The sequence below is a fragment of the bacterium (Candidatus Blackallbacteria) CG13_big_fil_rev_8_21_14_2_50_49_14 genome (assembly GCA_002783405.1).
In the GTDB taxonomy this organism is placed as follows: domain Bacteria; phylum Cyanobacteriota; class Sericytochromatia; order UBA7694; family UBA7694.
On record PFGG01000074.1, the window covers coordinates 39,485 to 55,030 of the forward strand.

At 49.4% G+C, this 15,546-nt stretch carries 13 protein-coding genes; 4 read left to right on the forward strand and 9 right to left on the reverse strand.

What is annotated here, in order from left to right:
- Positions 1-114 precede the first annotated feature (114 nt).
- A complete protein-coding gene (locus COW20_21080) occupies positions 115-1,602 on the forward strand; it encodes an adenylate/guanylate cyclase domain-containing protein (GenBank protein ID PIW45194.1) in 1,488 nt (495 codons plus the stop codon).
- 188 nt (positions 1,603-1,790) lie between these two features.
- On the opposite strand, the gene COW20_21085 is transcribed toward COW20_21080, so the two are convergent.
- The 6 genes from COW20_21085 to COW20_21110 all read right to left on the reverse strand — a co-directional run bounded on the left by COW20_21085 (position 1,791) and on the right by COW20_21110 (position 6,814).
- On the reverse strand, positions 1,791-2,123 hold the full coding sequence (locus tag COW20_21085) for an mRNA-degrading endonuclease (GenBank protein PIW45195.1): 333 nt from the start codon (positions 2,121-2,123) through the stop codon (positions 1,791-1,793).
- Entirely contained in the window at positions 2,123-2,371 is a 249-nt protein-coding gene (locus COW20_21090; protein ID PIW45196.1) for a transcriptional regulator/antitoxin, MazE, read from the reverse strand. Before COW20_21090 ends, COW20_21085 begins: the two co-directional genes overlap by 1 nt.
- Before the next feature lie 152 nt (positions 2,372-2,523).
- Positions 2,524-2,898: a hypothetical protein gene (locus COW20_21095; GenBank protein PIW45197.1), complete on the reverse strand. Its 375-nt coding sequence runs from the start codon at positions 2,896-2,898 to the stop codon at positions 2,524-2,526.
- 17 nt (positions 2,899-2,915) lie between these two features.
- A complete protein-coding gene (locus tag COW20_21100) occupies positions 2,916-4,763 on the reverse strand; it encodes a hypothetical protein (GenBank protein ID PIW45198.1) in 1,848 nt (615 codons plus the stop codon).
- A 516-nt stretch (positions 4,764-5,279) separates the two neighbouring features.
- Positions 5,280-6,152, reverse strand: coding sequence for a hypothetical protein (locus COW20_21105; GenBank protein PIW45199.1), 873 nt, complete (start codon positions 6,150-6,152; stop codon positions 5,280-5,282).
- An 11-nt stretch (positions 6,153-6,163) separates the two neighbouring features.
- Positions 6,164-6,814: an alkyl hydroperoxide reductase gene (locus COW20_21110; GenBank protein ID PIW45200.1), complete on the reverse strand. Its 651-nt coding sequence runs from the start codon at positions 6,812-6,814 to the stop codon at positions 6,164-6,166.
- Between the two features lie 526 nt (positions 6,815-7,340).
- Here COW20_21110 and COW20_21115 point away from each other — a divergent pair.
- Positions 7,341-7,793 carry a thiol-disulfide isomerase gene (locus tag COW20_21115; GenBank protein ID PIW45201.1) on the forward strand — a complete coding sequence of 151 codons (453 nt, stop codon included), beginning with the start codon at positions 7,341-7,343 and terminating at the stop codon, positions 7,791-7,793.
- Positions 7,794-7,798: 5 nt separating this feature from the next.
- A complete protein-coding gene (locus COW20_21120) occupies positions 7,799-8,626 on the forward strand; it encodes a hypothetical protein (protein ID PIW45202.1) in 828 nt (275 codons plus the stop codon).
- 24 nt (positions 8,627-8,650) lie between these two features.
- Here the strand turns inward: COW20_21120 and COW20_21125 are convergent, their stop codons facing one another.
- The 3 genes from COW20_21125 to COW20_21135 are packed head-to-tail and all read right to left on the reverse strand — an operon-like array spanning position 8,651 to position 13,921.
- Positions 8,651-10,648 (reverse strand): hypothetical protein, encoded by a 1,998-nt coding sequence (locus COW20_21125; GenBank protein PIW45203.1) that lies wholly within the window; start codon positions 10,646-10,648, stop codon positions 8,651-8,653.
- 38 nt (positions 10,649-10,686) lie between these two features.
- A complete protein-coding gene (locus COW20_21130; GenBank protein ID PIW45204.1) occupies positions 10,687-12,813 on the reverse strand; it encodes a hypothetical protein in 2,127 nt (708 codons plus the stop codon).
- Entirely contained in the window at positions 12,788-13,921 is a 1,134-nt protein-coding gene (locus COW20_21135) for a hypothetical protein (protein PIW45205.1), read from the reverse strand. The genes COW20_21130 and COW20_21135 overlap by 26 nt, the downstream gene beginning before the upstream one ends.
- Before the next feature lie 144 nt (positions 13,922-14,065).
- Between COW20_21135 and COW20_21140 the strand changes: the two genes are divergently transcribed.
- Complete coding sequence (locus tag COW20_21140; GenBank protein ID PIW45206.1) at positions 14,066-15,352, forward strand: hypothetical protein; 1,287 nt, start codon at positions 14,066-14,068, stop codon at positions 15,350-15,352.
- The last annotated feature ends 194 nt before the right edge of the window (positions 15,353-15,546 follow it).

A 15,546-nucleotide genomic window follows, 5' to 3' on the forward strand; every position in this document is an offset into this window, starting at 1 on the left:
AGTGTTAATTTGAGTATAGGTGTAGCCCTGATTGCTATTCTGTCATTCAGTTGACATTTGTTTCTTCGCGGTCTCGCAGTTGCACCACAAAAATACAGGCTAGAAAAAACTTTGATGCTTGATCCTATTGCCCTCAAACAAAAATTTCAGACACTCAAACAATTTGAAGGTCTCAATCATGCGTTGATTGAGCGTCTTGAGGCTCTTTTGCCTCAGTTGGATGCTTGGGATTTGCACCGTTTAAATCCTCTGGAGCTGGCAAAAAATCACGATTTTGAATTATTGGCACTGCTGGATATTCTGATTTACGCCGTAAAAATTGGGATCTTTGATTTTTTCTGGACTCCGATTTGCCCTGGTTGTGGCGGTATTGAATATACCTCAGACAGCCTCAATGCCTTAAAAAAAGGCAGTATCCAATGCACAACCTGTGTCATGGAAATTGAATTGGATCTGGCCCAGCATATCGAAGTGGCTTTTCACTTGAATTCGGCCATGGGGGATTTCAGCCAAGAGACTTCACCTTTTTCAAGTTTTGAAAATTACCTGCGCTATTATTTTTCGGCCTATTTGCAGCGCTCTGAAGTTCTCCAAGATTATATTCAAAGGCATTTTAAGGGCTTCCGCGTTTTAGAGCCTGATCAGCAATTGGAATTACAATTGGAAACCCAGCCACAAACCCAGTGGCGTTTGATCAATTTGCAGTCACACTCACAGCTTGTCTTGCGAGTAGCTGATGCAGATAGCCCGACCCCTTCTCTCTCAGCGCTTCAGAGTGATTTGGTTGCCAGCGGTTTCTCTCCTTCAGAACAAATTCTTTCTGCCGGGCATACTCATTTTTGGATTAAGAACCATGAATCCGTGGCGCGGGTGCTCACGCTTTGGACTGCAGATTTTGAGAAATTTCATCAGATTTTGAGTGAACATCCCAATGCTTATCGGCCTTTTTTGACCGCGCAAATGCTGCTCAATACCCAGTCATTTCGTGATTTGTTTAAAATTCAGGCTTTGGATCCTGATTTGCATTTGAAAATTGGCAGTCAAACCGTTCTTTTTAGCGACCTCAAAGGCTCTACTGCGATGTACGAACAAAAAGGCGACTATCAGGCTTATCAGTGGGTGCAGCGACATTTTCATGCTCTGACGGAGAGCACGCGTCAGCATGCGGGTTCAGTGGTCAAAACCATGGGAGATGCGATCATGGCCACGTTTTCGCGGCCTCAGGACGGTATTTTAGCTGCCCTTGAGATGTTGGCTCGGATTCAGTCCTTGCAGCACGAAAATTCGCCAGAGGGCATGACCTTGGGTTTAAAACTGGGCTTGCATCAAGGGCCTGTACTGGCTGTCAATGCCAATGACCGTCTGGATTATTTTGGCCAAACGGTCAATCTCGCGGCACGGGTTCAGGGCTTGGCAGAAGCCGGGGAGCTGTGGCTCAGTGAGAGCATGATAGACCTTGCAAAACCTTTGCTGCAACAGGCTCATTTTCAATGGGAACGGCGTGAGGCCAATCTCAAAGGCATTACCGAGAAAACGGTGGTGTATCGCTGCTGGCCGGTCGAACCTTTAACGATTTCCAGACAGGCCAGCGTTCGATTTTGAGATCCGGATAGGGTTTGATTCGCTGTTGTCTTTCCAGGGCTTGTTCTAAATCTTCAATCATGCGGGGCAAAGGCAAGAACCGAACTGCCCAGCCTGGGGATCTGCGCTGTCAGCCTCTTGCTTTTGCAGATTTGGCGGGTCGTCTGGTTGAGCTTGGTGGCGGCGTGTCTGGGGTGGATGTGGTGTCGCTAATACAAGCAGGCATCCAACAGGGCTAAGACTTCGTTTAAAACCGCAAGCGGGGCACGTTTAATTCGTTTCGCCTCACGTATTTTGTAATCAACAGATTTGACTTGTTCGACCATAATATATCCTGTCAGCCCTGTATCGGCAGGAATAGCCACATGAAAGGGAAAATTCCGAAAAGTGTTGGTAATGGGGCAAACCAAGGCCAGGCCTGTGTGCTTGTTAAACAAGGTATTGCTGACGACCAGAGCCGGACGTCGTCCCCTTTGCTCATGGCCCGCTTGAGGATCAAAGGTCAGATAAATAAAATCGCCTTTTTGCGGGATATCAGCCATTACCAGACCTCTTTCCCTGCTGCTTGCCCCCAATTTTCTTCCTGAACCTGGTAATTGGCGGGAATTTCCCGCACCAGTGCCTTTAAACTGTATTTGCCCCGAATCTGCGTTACAGGTTCAATCACAATCCGTCCTTGTTCAACTGAAACTTCGACTTCATCTCCCACATCCAAGTGCAGGCTGGATAAGATTTCTTTGGAAAGACGCAGCCCTTGACTGTTTCCCCATTTCTGCAATTTGGTCAGCATAAAACACCGCTTTCAAAGTATATCCAAAGTATATACTTTACTTGGGATTGGATCAAGCCTTAAATCGGATAGAGCCTTGTAGACCTATTGAGGCAAAAAAAAGCGCTGCCGAAGGGAGAGGCAGCGCCGATCAAGTGAATACAGAGCGAGAACTATTTTTTTAAGGTGTGAATATACGCCACCACATCCTGAAGCTGGGTTGGGTTTAGGGTTCCTTCCCAGGCTGGCATTGGAGATTTTCCTTTTTTAATAAAAGCAATCAACTCAGCGTCATTTTTGGCATATAAAAATTTGCCGATACTGAAATCACGGGGTTTGGGAGTGAGTGCTTTGCCCACGGGCCCATCGGCTTTACCGGTATTGCCATGACAGGTGGCGCAGCGTTGCATGTAGACCTTTTTTCCGGCTTTGGCATTGCCTGCTGCGGCTTCAGCCTGTGGTGCTGAGCCATTGAACAACATCAGGCCTCCCGTCAAAACTGCCATTCCCAAACTGACCTGTAAAGTTTTTTTCCAAAACATTTTCATAGGTTTACTTCCTTTCCTTAATTAAGAGCGACTGTAATACTTTGGGCGGTAACGGGAGCCGTGCCAAACATACCCCCAGCAAACATGGGGTTGGGGGTTCCGTCTTCATCGCTGTCCCGCATCCCGATTATCATTTCCATGCGTTTCTCTTCGGGCATGCGCATCAACTGACTCATTTGAACAGTCATTTTGACCATTTCAAATTCATCTTCAGGCATCATCTCACCGGTTTCGCCCATCTCAGCCAATTGCAGACCTTGACCATCTTCGCGTTTGACACTGTGTTCAAAGAACTTACTCATATATGCCACAAGTTCTTTGCGGGTTGTGCCGTCACTTTGTAAGGCCAGTTCACGCAGCGCACCCAAGGTTGCGGCGATGCTTTGAGCGTTGAGCGTGGTTTCGTCCTTGTCGGAATCCAGAGCTTTAAAGATCTGAGCATCTTCGGCCCAGAAATATTTTTTGAGGGCCTCGTAACCTCTTTGGGCTGCCAATTGGTATACCTTTTTGCCTGTTGCTTGGTGAGCCAAAGTTAGGGCTTTGATGGCAAAGCCTTGGGCCTCCAGCGTAAATGCACCACTTTCAGGTCTTTGTTGTCCCAAATGAAAAGCTGTATAAAAGCGCCCATCGGGGGTTTGCAGTTTGTTTATGAGAAAATCTGCCTGGGCAGTTAAAAACTGGGTGCCCATTTGCTTGAGCATGGGATCGTCATGAAAGGCTTTGATACTGTTTTCCAAGGCTGAAATCAACATGCCAGAACTGGCGGTTGAAACCCGGCTGTCTTGGTGACCGGGGCTGGCCTGATCTACAAAAACCATGTTTTTGCTGTCTTGGTGCATGGCCATCAGATTTTTTAAGAGTACTGCAGAAACCCCTTTTGCAAGCATATGGGGCATGGTCGGGAAGAGGGCTCCCTGAGCTTCTTCGCCAAAGACCGAATCAAAACTGTCTTTGACGAGCGGATCTGAGTAAAAATAAAATTCACTGGCAGCCCAGAGCAATGAGGCCTGATCAAAGAGCCGAGAATGGGCATCTCTGACTTTAAATCCCGTCAACATCGCGGGCATGCCCGGCATACTGCTCTGCAGCTGGGGCTCTACGGCGTGAGGGAAGTAGCGCAGGCCTTTCATGGGATCATAGTTCATTGGGTCAACAGGGGTAAATTTGCGGCCATCAAAGGCCAATTGATCTTTTAAAGACATCAGGGCGTTTAAACTGGCAGCAGTCAAAACCCCCCCCCGAAAACCATCCATTTCTGTTCGTCCGAGTTGATTGCCCCGGTGGGCACTGAAAAAATCTTCCGACCACAGAATCTGTTTCATGACCGTCTGTCCCAGGGCATCCATTTTGATCTGGGTATCAAAACTCTGAGGGTTCCAACGCAGGGTTTCGGCATCAAAGGGGTTGATACTGTGGGTGAACTGAGGTGTGCCGCCTGCAAAAGGTAAATAGGTGGGATACATATTCTTGGGCATGTCTTTGAGACCTGAACGCATCATGAACTGTTTGACCTTCGATACCATAAAGTCTTTGGGGGTGGGAAACAGGGCTTTGTTTTGATTCGATATCATCACACCCACGGGCCCATTGACCAGATGCACCCCCATGCCCGACATCATTGACAGATTGCCCAGATTGTAAAGTGAATACCAGTAGGAATCGGTATCAATTGCTGAACCCAGTGATTTATACGGCAGGCCACAGGAAAAAACTTTGATCTCTTCATTGGCCAGATACATGGCTTGGGCTGTGTCAAAATGTTCGTTTCTTTCGGCATGGGCCGCCTGTGTCAAAACCGGGGTCTGAAGCAGAACAGAAGCTGCCATGATCGAAAATAAACTTTGTTTAATTCCTTTAAATTTCATCTTTATTTCTTCCTTTTTAGCAAAATAATTGATTTATACTGCTATTATCACCTTGCTTAAATTAAAAATCTGTCAAGTAAGTGACAATGGTAAGAAATTGAAGAATTATTTTGTGTAAAAACGAATTTCCCGCGCCCCGGTATTTCCGCCACTGCTGCTCACTGTCTCAATTTTGATACTTGTGATATTGAGACTGGAATTTAAAGCAAACAGATAAGTTTGGCTGGGGTCTGGGCTTAAAAAAGGCCCCAAAACCTGTTCTCCCTCATTTAAAATCAACCGAGTGGCTCAGCCTTTGGGGCTGTTTAAAACGCAGGCTGACAAAGGCTTTGTTACCGTCTCCCTGACTTGACCATTCCGTGGCCATGCTGTCATCAAAGGCCTTGTGGATACCGAAAGTTCCATTAAAATCATCCCCACCAAAAATTGGCTGATGGCTGAGAAACAGGCAATTGGCAGGCCGAGAGCGTCAGGACTCCTGATAAAAGGCCACCCATCAGTAGCGGTTTATACATGTCATGAATCCTTTGGGTTTAAAATACGATGCTGTTTTAGAATGTTGAGAAAAACCTGAGGTTCGGGCCGAACCCGGTAATTATCAGCAATTTCCACAAATTGTACAATTCCAGCGGCATCAAGAATGATCAGGGTTGGCAAGACAGTGTCTTTATCATAACCCAGGGTTTGCATGCCTGTGGGAAGGCCCCAGGCATGAAAAATATCCAGTTTTTGGGCCATCGCCCCCTGGGGGTCTGACAAAAACTGCATGGGCACTGAAAATTTCTCTGCCAAAGCTTGGCTGTGGGCCTGATCTTGCGGGCTGATCAGCACGATTTGAACACCCCATTCGCTCAATTCCCGATATTGTTTAGCTACCTCCCGAATTTGGGCCATACACAGCGGGCACCAATTGCCCCGGTAAAACAAAATCAAAGTGGGTTTTCCCAACCAGTCTGAAGATTTTACAGGCTGTGCCTGCAAATCTGTAAAAACCATCTCAGGCAGGGGTTGACCGATCTTTAAGGGGGTATTTTCAGGCTTTTGCAGCCGAGAATACCAATAGACATACAAAAACCAGCTTCCCCCTACCAGTCCTAATCCGAGCAAAGGTCCGAGCAATTGAATCTCTTCGAACCCCCAAGCCCACGTACCCAAGCCAAGAGCAAGCAGCTCGAAAAGGCTCCAACTGCTTAAATTGGGTTGGGTGCGGGCGCGCTTGAAGACAAACAGTGAGCCAATAAAGAGGAACCCCAGCGTTGTCGCACTGAACAAACTCCACCAGAATACAGAGCGAAACCCTGACTGAAAAAGCTCAGCCGTGCTGTCATACAGAAAAAAAGCCAGTGCCGTCATCCAGACAGGAATAAACAAAGATTTGAGCATATTCATCACTCCAGGGGTTATTTTTCGAATTTCAGGACTTGTAAAATACTGTCTGGTTCCATGCGCTGGGTATAATCCGCTTGAATATGAGCCAGAATGACTTTGCCTGAACGATTCACCACATAAGTGGCGGGAATTGGCAATTCGGCTTGTGTGCTGCCATTGTGTTGGTTTAAATTAAGCTTTAAAAGCCCTCTGTAGACAGCCTGTAAATCTGGATTGACTGCAAAAACAAGCCCCAGAGAACGGGCATAGGCATTTTCTCTGTCGGTGAGCACTTCAAATTCCAAGGCCAGTTTTTCTTTTAAGTCGAGGCTGTGATCGGGTAATTCAGGTGAAATGGCGACCAATTGTGCCCCCAGCGCTTGAAGTTCTGGCAAGATGGCCTGTTGGGCTCGCAATTCCAAATTACAATAGGGGCACCAACTGCCCCTGTAAAAACTGATCACCAGAGGTCCCTGGGCATAGAGATCCTGGATTGACAAGCTTTGCCCAAAGGCATTGGGCAGCACTGCCTCGGGAATTTTCTGTCCCACCTGGAGTGCTTTTTCGGCCAGCCCACTGGCCCATAATTCTCTTAAACCTTTTTGTAAAATTGCTTTGGCTGTGGGGGGCATTTTTGCCAGTCCCTGGGTGTTTAAAGCTTGCAAAGCCTGATTTAATGACATCGTTATTCGCCTTATCTTTTTTAGTGTGGGGTTCATGTGATTGACCCCCCACACAAGAAAAATAAACTATAGGGGGTGAGGTATTCTGTCAGGAGCCTGACAATTGATAAATTAAACTATTAGGTTTGAATGGGCCTGCTCAGTGCTCTCAAATTGTGGGTTTAAGATAGCAGGGAGCCCGTCTTTTTCGGGCACCCCTGCTTCCAATTCATTTAATCTTTGTTTTTTGCGTGTCTGTCATTGAGTGATTGAGGGGCTCCTGATTGAGTGGATAAACCGATGAAAATGGCCAGGGTAGTTGTTTGGCTTCATTTTCATCGGGGGTCTCAATTCGAAAATTGAAGACTTGCTTATATTAGATTTTGTTGATGCAAACAGGCTGTCAGGTAGCTGACAAATATTTTCCAGATCTTTGTCAACCATCTGACATATTTTTTGATTTCAACCCTGTAGATTGAAGAACAGGAAAGCTGAATCTCAGCTGTTTCCAATTAAAAATTGAATCCAGGAGTTTTGAAATCTCAAGATGTTTAAACCCGTTATTTTATCTCTATTTGCTCTGTTACTGAGTGCTGGTTCCCTTACCCTGCCCGCAATGGCTGAAAAGGCACCTGCTTCTCAAACCCAGACCCAACCTGCCAAAGCCCAAGTGAAGCCGATTGTTGCTGTTGTCAAAGCCGATTGGTGCCCGGCCTGTCAAAAGATTTCTCCCACCCTCATGGGGTTGATGAAAGACTATATGAACAAAGCCGATTGGGTGGTTCTGGATGTAACAAACCCCAAAACCACTGCCGAGGCTGAGAAAAAAGCCAAACAGCTGGGGCTTGAAAAATTCTATGCTGAATTTGGTGCAAAGACTTCTACCGTGGCGATTATTGACCCCCAGACTAAAAAAGTCTTGAAAATGTTTATGGCAGAAGGCAAGCGTGAAAAATATGTTCTGGCGCTGAATCAAGCCCTGGCTGCCCATCAGGAGTAAGTAAAATGGCTATCCGTTCTGAGCAAAAGCAGCAGAAAATTTCCTGGCAGGTTTTGGGAGTGGGTTTGTTTTTAACCTGCTTTCTTCTACTGGGACTGACAGCTCTTTTTCGTCCGCTTTTGCTGGAGCGGGTACTCAGCTTTTCTGAAGGCTGGTTTTCTGAGTTGCTTGAAAAACAAAGTGCTGGTTTGCCTTTTCCAGCACTTTTGGGATTGGCCTTTGCCGGGGGCCTTTTGGGCAGTATTTCGCCCTGTATTTTGGCGATGTTGCCCATGAATTTGGGCTATATTGGCACACTCAAGATTGAAAGCCGTTGGGATGCCCTGCGCAAATCAGGGGCTTTTGTTTTGGGCGTTGTTTTGATTACCAGTCTGTTTGGCTTGGCCTCAGGATTTGCCCAGGCTGTGATGGTAACCTATAAGGGCTGGCTGTATAGCGTGGTTGCTTTAATTGTGCTGGTGATGGCTGCGGCCATGCTGGAGTGGATTCACTTGCCCCTGCCCCAGGTGGTGAAACGAATGCCGAGTGCTGGCCCCTTTGTCGTCGGGGTGGCCTTTGCCCTGATCAGTTCACCCTGTGCCAGTCCTGTACTGTTTGGTGTCTTGGCCCTGGCGGCCACTTCGGGAAATCCTTTGCTTTCGATTGCAACCATGGCTGCCTATGGTTTGGGGTATACGCTTCTGATTTTTCTTGCCAGCCTGTTTACGGGCCTGAGCAAACAGGTCGGGATTCTCAAATACCATGGTGCTCTGATTAATCGGATCTCGGCTTCCCTTTTGATTTTGGCAGGGATTTGGGCTTTGGTGGAAGGGGCGCGCTGGTTTCTGGCCTAGAGTTGTTGCCTGATTCTCAGGGCTTCAATGGCTGTGAGGAATAGCCAGAACCGCTTCGTGAATGCCGTGCTGACCAATATTCAGCTCGCGTGAAACCGTTTGAAACGGGTTTTCAACTCGGGGGGCATTCTGAGGGCAGGCCCTGAGCCAGAGGCTGAAGGCTTCCTGTTCTTCGCTGGGGGGCAAGCCCAGTGATTCCAGCAAGGGCAATACTTGTTCCTGAAAGGGTTTGAAGCTGGCCTGGCCAAAACGCAGAAATTCGCTTTCATGCACCACCAGTTCCTGGCTTTCCAGCAGGCTTTTCAGGCCTTGGGGGCTGAAAAACCGGCAAGCGCCCTGTTCCTGAACAGAAAAGGGGGTGAGTTGCCAGCTGCCGCGCAGCAGGTGGTAGAGCACGGAGAGGTGGCGAACATTGTAAGAGATGGCGATGATTTCTCCTCCCTCCGCCAGGTGTTTGTTTCTCAGGGTTTGCAGGCAGGTAACGGGGTCTCTGAGTTTTTCCAGGGCATGCAGCAAAACAATCCGCTCATAGCGGGTCTCGCCCAGGCTCTCTAGATCAGTGGTTCCATCTGCAACCGGAAGAAAATCAAGCTGTTCTTCTTCAAAATGGTCCCAGGTGCCCAGGTTCTGGGCGCTGAGCAGCAAGACCGAGGCCACTCCGACCTGGGCTTTGATCCGTCCATAGAGATATTGGTAATAGGCCCGCTTGATATGCATGTCTGTAAAGGCCTGGCGATCATTTTCGGGCTGGGATTGAAAATGGCGGAAATGTTCATAAACAGGCACAAAGCTGCGGGCGTCAATATGTTGATTGAGATAAACGGTTTCGCCGGGTTCCAGGCTTAAATCGAGGGCGTTCCAACGCTGAAAGTTTTCATCGACCAATTTGCGCTCTTGGGCTTCATGCCAGAATTCAGTCCCTGGATAGGGCGTGGAGATCAGCACTGAAAGTTTCCAGATTCGATCGCGGTTATTGCGAATAAACCACCAGGTGCGGGCCAAGTCTTCCCAGGTTTCATCGGGAGAGCCCACCATATAGCTGCCGACCACGGCAATGCCATAGCGCTCACAGAGTTGGAGGGCCCGCAGGGCTTCGCGGGCTGTGGTTTTGCCCTTGAGCTGTTTGAGGATCTTATCACTGGCAGATTCAAAGCCAAAACCAATAATCTGCCCATTCATGGCGGCAATCAGCTCAACAATTTCGGTATCAAAGACATTGGCGCGGGTATTCAGGGTAAAGCCCACCTTGCGGTGCAGGCCTTTGGCGCGAATGGCTTCGACGACGGTACGCAGACGTTTGCGGTTGAGGGGAAAGAGATCATCGTTGATTGCGATCAGGGTTTGTTGGGGGTAATCGCGGACAATGTCTTCAATTTCTTCAATAATACGGGGGATAGAATGGTAGCGTGTGCGCTGCCAGAAACGGGTAGAGGCGCAATAGGTGCACTGATACGGACAGCCTCGGGCGGTAAACAGGGGCTGTTGCCAGAGTTGATCCGGGCGATGGATCAAGGCCCTGTCGGGTTTGGGCAATTCGTCAAGCTCCATCATCCAGGGGCGGGGCGGGGTTTGTACCCGTTTGCCCTCGTGCCAGAAGACAATCCCCTGCACCTTTTCAAGGTTTTCGGGGGTGGCCTGTTTGTTCAAGTAGAGTTCCATCAGCTCGCGCAGGGTGATTTCACCTTCGCCGATCACGCCAATATCTACTTCTTCAGGCAAGCTTTCGGGCGCAGCAGAAATATGTTCACCCCCGACAATAATCGGAATTTCAGGGGCCATGCGTTTCAGCCAGCGGGCGTGGCGCATGACATGCTCAAAGGTCTCTGTAAACGAGGTCATGCCGATAATATCCGGCCCGTGACGCAGCAGACGTTCTGGGTCATCGACCTCCAGCACAATGTCTTCATCTTTGAAATGCAAATCGCGTTTCAGGATGGCTGAGAGATAGCTCAGGCCGAGAGGGCCGATGGTGGAACCACTGCCTCCGCCTTTGCCCTGAAAATACAGCAAGCCTAAACGCATGTAAAATTCCTCATTTGCAGGGATAAGATTCCCTTATGCTAGCAAAAGCCGGCACTTAATTCAATATGGGTGGGAGATTTCAATTTTTCTTTTTGAAGGTAGGCTTGCCAGCAGCGGGTATAAGCGGCCTCGACGGTTTTGACAAAGTTTTCGCTTTGGCAGAGAGGGGATGTGAGTAGATCATTGCGCAGGCTCTGGTGATAACTTTGCAAGCGGGAGCGATCGTGGAGCAAATCCAATGCCTTTTGCTGGTAGTCTTCAACGCTTTGGGCAATCAGTTCAGGATGCCCCAGTGCGGTCAGGATACTGCTGCCAGAACTCATGGGGCCTGCCAGACTGAGCACCGGGCGAGACATCCACAGCGCTTCAAGGGTGGAGACGCCTCCCTGATAGGGGAAGGGATCCAAGACCAAATCCAGCTCCTGATAAAAAGCCAAATGTTCTTCGTGGGAGCTGGGGCCCAAAAGTTCTACCTGCTGGGCGAGAGCACCCCAGGCTTTAATTTTTTGAAGAAAGCGCTCACGTGTGCCTGCATCTCCCAGGGCTGTGGCTTTGATTCTGAGCCGGGCTCCAGGCAGGGCCTGTAAAATTTCATGCCAGCATTGCAGCACCTGCTGATTCAGCTTAAACAGACTGTTGCCTGTGCCCAGCACCAGCGGGGCTGCTTTTGCGCGTGGTACCAAGGAGGGCGCTGTATCAGGGGGCGTCCAATGCATGAATTCGGGAAGATAAAGCACGGTTTCACTGAACTCAGAAACACTGCTGCGGGGGGTGATCTGGGCATCGGAAAAGAAATAGTCCATGCCGGGCAATCCCGTAGCATCTCCATAGCCCAGTCCTGTGAACTGCAGGGGAGCCGGATGCTGTAAAAATACTTTCAGGCGGTGTCCTTTGGTCTGCCCATTCATGTCGACCAACAGATCGATCTGGTCTTCACGTATTTGTTCGACCACTTCGGCATCGCTGAGATAGGCAATATTGCGCCAATGACTGTCTCTTTCCCCTTCGGGCAACAGACTTTTTAAACGCAGGGTTTCACTGTCGGGTGTGAACACATTGGCGTAAACAAAAATTTCGAATTTTTCCAGATTGTGGTGGCGCAGCAGCATTTCACTGGTCATGGCGGCTGAGTGCTGACGTAGATCGGCAGAAACATAGCCGATACGCAGGCGTTCTGAGCTTGAATTTTTTGCTGGCCGTGCTGGAGATGCCTGAAGCAGGGGCCAGCTTTTTTTCTGAAGAGCCCGTCGCTCTTGCTGGCTGACAGTGGGCAGGCAACGCAGGCAAAAATCGAGGTGAATCAAAATTTCATCCTGGCCTTCAAGGCTTTGCGCATAGGCTGATTCAAGCCATTCGCGTGCAGACTCTGCTTCTCCCTGCATCAACGCGATTTGACCGAAATAGGCCATAAAGCGGGGGTTTTGCGGGTCTAAACGCAAGGCCTCTTGCAGACATTGGCGGGCGGCTTCGTATTCGCCGACCTGGTTCAAAACCTGCCCCAATTGGGCATAGGCTTCGGCTTGGCTGCTTTCGCGTTTCAACGCTTCCTGGCAGGCTTTAAAGGCCTGGGCCCCTTGTTCATGCTCAAAAAAAACCTGGGCGATGCTGAGATAAATGGAGGCAGCGTCTGGTTTGAGCAGCAGGGCCTGTTCCATTTGCCGCAATGCGGCTGGCAGCCTGCCTGTTTTGCTGAGCAGAAGCCCCAGATTTTGGTGAGCTTCAGCCAGTTTGGGCTCTAAAAAAAGCGCCTGCTCACAGGCTTCTATTGCTTCCTTGCGCTTGCCCAAACGTTCAAGCACTTCTGAAAGACTGACAAATATTTCAGCCTGGAGAGGCGCTTTGCCCAAGGCCTGAAGATAATATTCGGCTGCTTTTTGCCATTGGCCCTGGCGGTGAAAAAGCAGGCCCAGATTTTGCAGAATTTCAGCCTGATCCGGCAGGCATGCCAAGGCTTCTTCCAAACAGGGCTGAGCTTCAGAATAGGCTTTGAGATCGATCAAAACCAAGCCCAAACCATTGAGGTTTTCGGGGCTGCGGGAAAGTTCAAGCGCTTTTTGATAAGCTGCTCTTGCGCGCTTCAGATCGCCTTTGCGATAGGCCTTTTCACCCTCTAAACTCCACGGGGTAGCTTGGGGGGCATCAGGGGCTGGTTCGTGCGGGCACATCTTTTGCAAAAATCCTTCCGGCCTGGGCTGCTTGAATCGCTTCAAGATCGGCGGGTGTCAGCAGGCCCTGATTCAGCAGAATTTGAGCGGCCTCTACCGCGTCACGGGTCAGATAGGTGCCTTGAAAACGGGGATCCTGGGCTTGAGCCTGCGTGACATTGTTAATAAAAATACCTTTGACGCGCCCTGGAAATTCCTGGGCAATCTGGCGGTAGATTTCAGGATCTTTTTCACCGCTGTCTCCGAAAAAAAGAAAACTTTTCTGGGGATAGGTGGCGAATAACTGGCGCAGACGTGAGAGTTTAAAGGCGTATTGTTCCAAGGGGCTGTCATCGGTTTTGCCAAAGCCCCATTTTTTCAGTTCAATTGCGCCGGTAGGAAAGGTGCGAAAGTCCATAAAACGGTAAATATACGGCGAGAGGTTAAAGGGGCTGCCGCTGATATACGTGATATCGCCATCGGCTTGGCCGTCGCGGTTTTCAAGGCGTTGGTAGAGCATGGCGGTGCCGGGAATGGGTTCTGAACTGTAGGAATTGCTGAAGAGCAGCCGGCGCAGGGCATTGAGCTTTTGGGTGACATTGCTGAGTTTAATCGTATCGTCGATATCTGAAACAATGCCGATATCCTGGCTGTTCAGGCTTTGGATCACGATTTTTTCCGAGCTGGGTGGGGCTGTTGCTTTCTGACCGGGTGCCAACTCGGCCTGCAAAGTATAAAGGCCTGCTGACAGGGGGCCAAAAGCACCGATTGGCGCTTGAATCATGCCTTCTTTATCGCTGATCAGGGTGATCTGTTTGCCATTTAGGCTGAAGATCACCTGTATGCCGGGCACTTCTTTGACGCTCAGCGAGGTGAGATTGCGCCAGAAATTAACCAGTGAAGAATCATGGGGGCTTTCAGGTTTTTGATTCTCGGCTTGAATGACGCGGGCCTTGAGCCAAACCTGACTTTCGTTGCCATAACTGCGAAAAAGGCGGATATCAAGTTTTTTTGCGCTTCTCTGTGCTTCCAACTGAGCGGAGCCAAGTGCGGTGGTTTGCACCATCTGGAGGGGGTAACTGCTGCAGGAACACAGCAGCAGGAGGCTGAAGAGTAATTGTTTTTTCATGGTGAGCTTTCAACTAAACGCCTGGATAAAGATAATCTCTATTATAGTATATTCTCGGCTTGTTTATTTTTCAGGTCTGTATTTCAGGGTCTGGGGGGCAAACCCCTAGAGAAGAGGTGAACCGGCCGTGATATAATACACCCCATGCGTAAAACACCGATTCATCTGGCTTTTCTGGTTTTATTTTCACTCAGCCTTTTGGTTTGCTTGGCCTCTGCCTTTGCAGAAGACAATAAACCCAAGGTCGCCGTGGTGCAGTTTGAAAGCATTGGCGTTGAACCCTCCTTGGGCGCTGCGGCCAGTGAGATTCTCTCTACCCATCTGGCGAGCCGGGAACAGGCGTTTCGGGTGGTTGAACGCACCCAATTGCAGAAAGCTATGAAGGAATTGGGCTATCAGAATACTGCGCTGGTTGATCCCGATTCGGCAGTGCAGATTGGTAAGCACTTGGGGGCCCGTTATATTGTGGTGGGCAGTGTGACCCGTTTTGGTAAAAGTTATTCACTCAATGCCCGGATTGTCGAAGTGGAGACTGCCGAGGCCCGTTCGGTTGAACCTTTAATGGCTCCTGAGTTAAACCCTGCCACGGTGGTCCAATTGGGGCAACAAATCACCACCCGTCTCAATTTGCTGATCTCGCCCGTGGCTTTGCCTTCTTCTTTGCCCACTGTTCCGCCAACGCGTCCCCTTCAGCCCCTGGCTTCCCCCATGACCTCTCAATTGAGTCAGTTTGGGGCGTTGGTTTCGATCCCCGCAGGCCCTTTTTTACGTGGAGATCAACTCAATGAGGGGCAGGACGACGAGCGCCCGGCCCGCACGATTTATATCGACTCTTTTTCAATCATGGAGCATGAAGTAACCCAGTCTCAATACATGCGTTATCTTTTGGCGACAGGCCACAAGCCCCCCTTGCACTGTGATTATGGCAAACCCGTCTGGGACCCTGAAAAAAAAGCCAATTATCCCGTGATTTGCGTGAACTGGCAGGAAGCCCATGACTATTGTGCTTGGGCCGGTTTGCGTCTGCCCACAGAAGCTGAATGGGAAAAAGCTGCACGTGGTCCGCAGGGCCTGCGTTTTGCCTGGGGAAATGAAGCGCCAAACTGCGATAAAACAACCTTTTCAGGTTGTAAGGGAAGTTTGGGCGGATTGCATGCCGTCGGTGAGAAACCTTTGGGCAACAGTCCCTATGGTTTGCGTGATATGACAGGCAATGTTTGGGAATGGGTCAGCGATTGGTATGATGATCATTATTACAGAAACAGCCCTGATCGCAACCCGCCTGGGCCGGGGGGGAAAGGCCAGAAGAGTACCAAAGTTCTGCGGGGAGGAAGTTTTGCCCATGATGAATTTGCGAACCGCGCCAGTAACCGCAGTGATTTACCCCCTGATTTTCGCAATTCCATGACGGGTTTTCGTTGCGCGCGTTAAAGACTTTCTCTTGCTTCTGTTTTTCATTCTGATCAAAGATCACAGGATCTTTTTGCTGCCTGTGCTAAAGTAAGCGTGAAAACAGTGTATTCAAGTTAAACAAGAGGATGGGTTAAACACATGTATCAGGATTTAGAGTGTTTGATTTCAGCGCCTGTGATTACCTCCGACGATATAGAGCGTTTGGTGGGTAG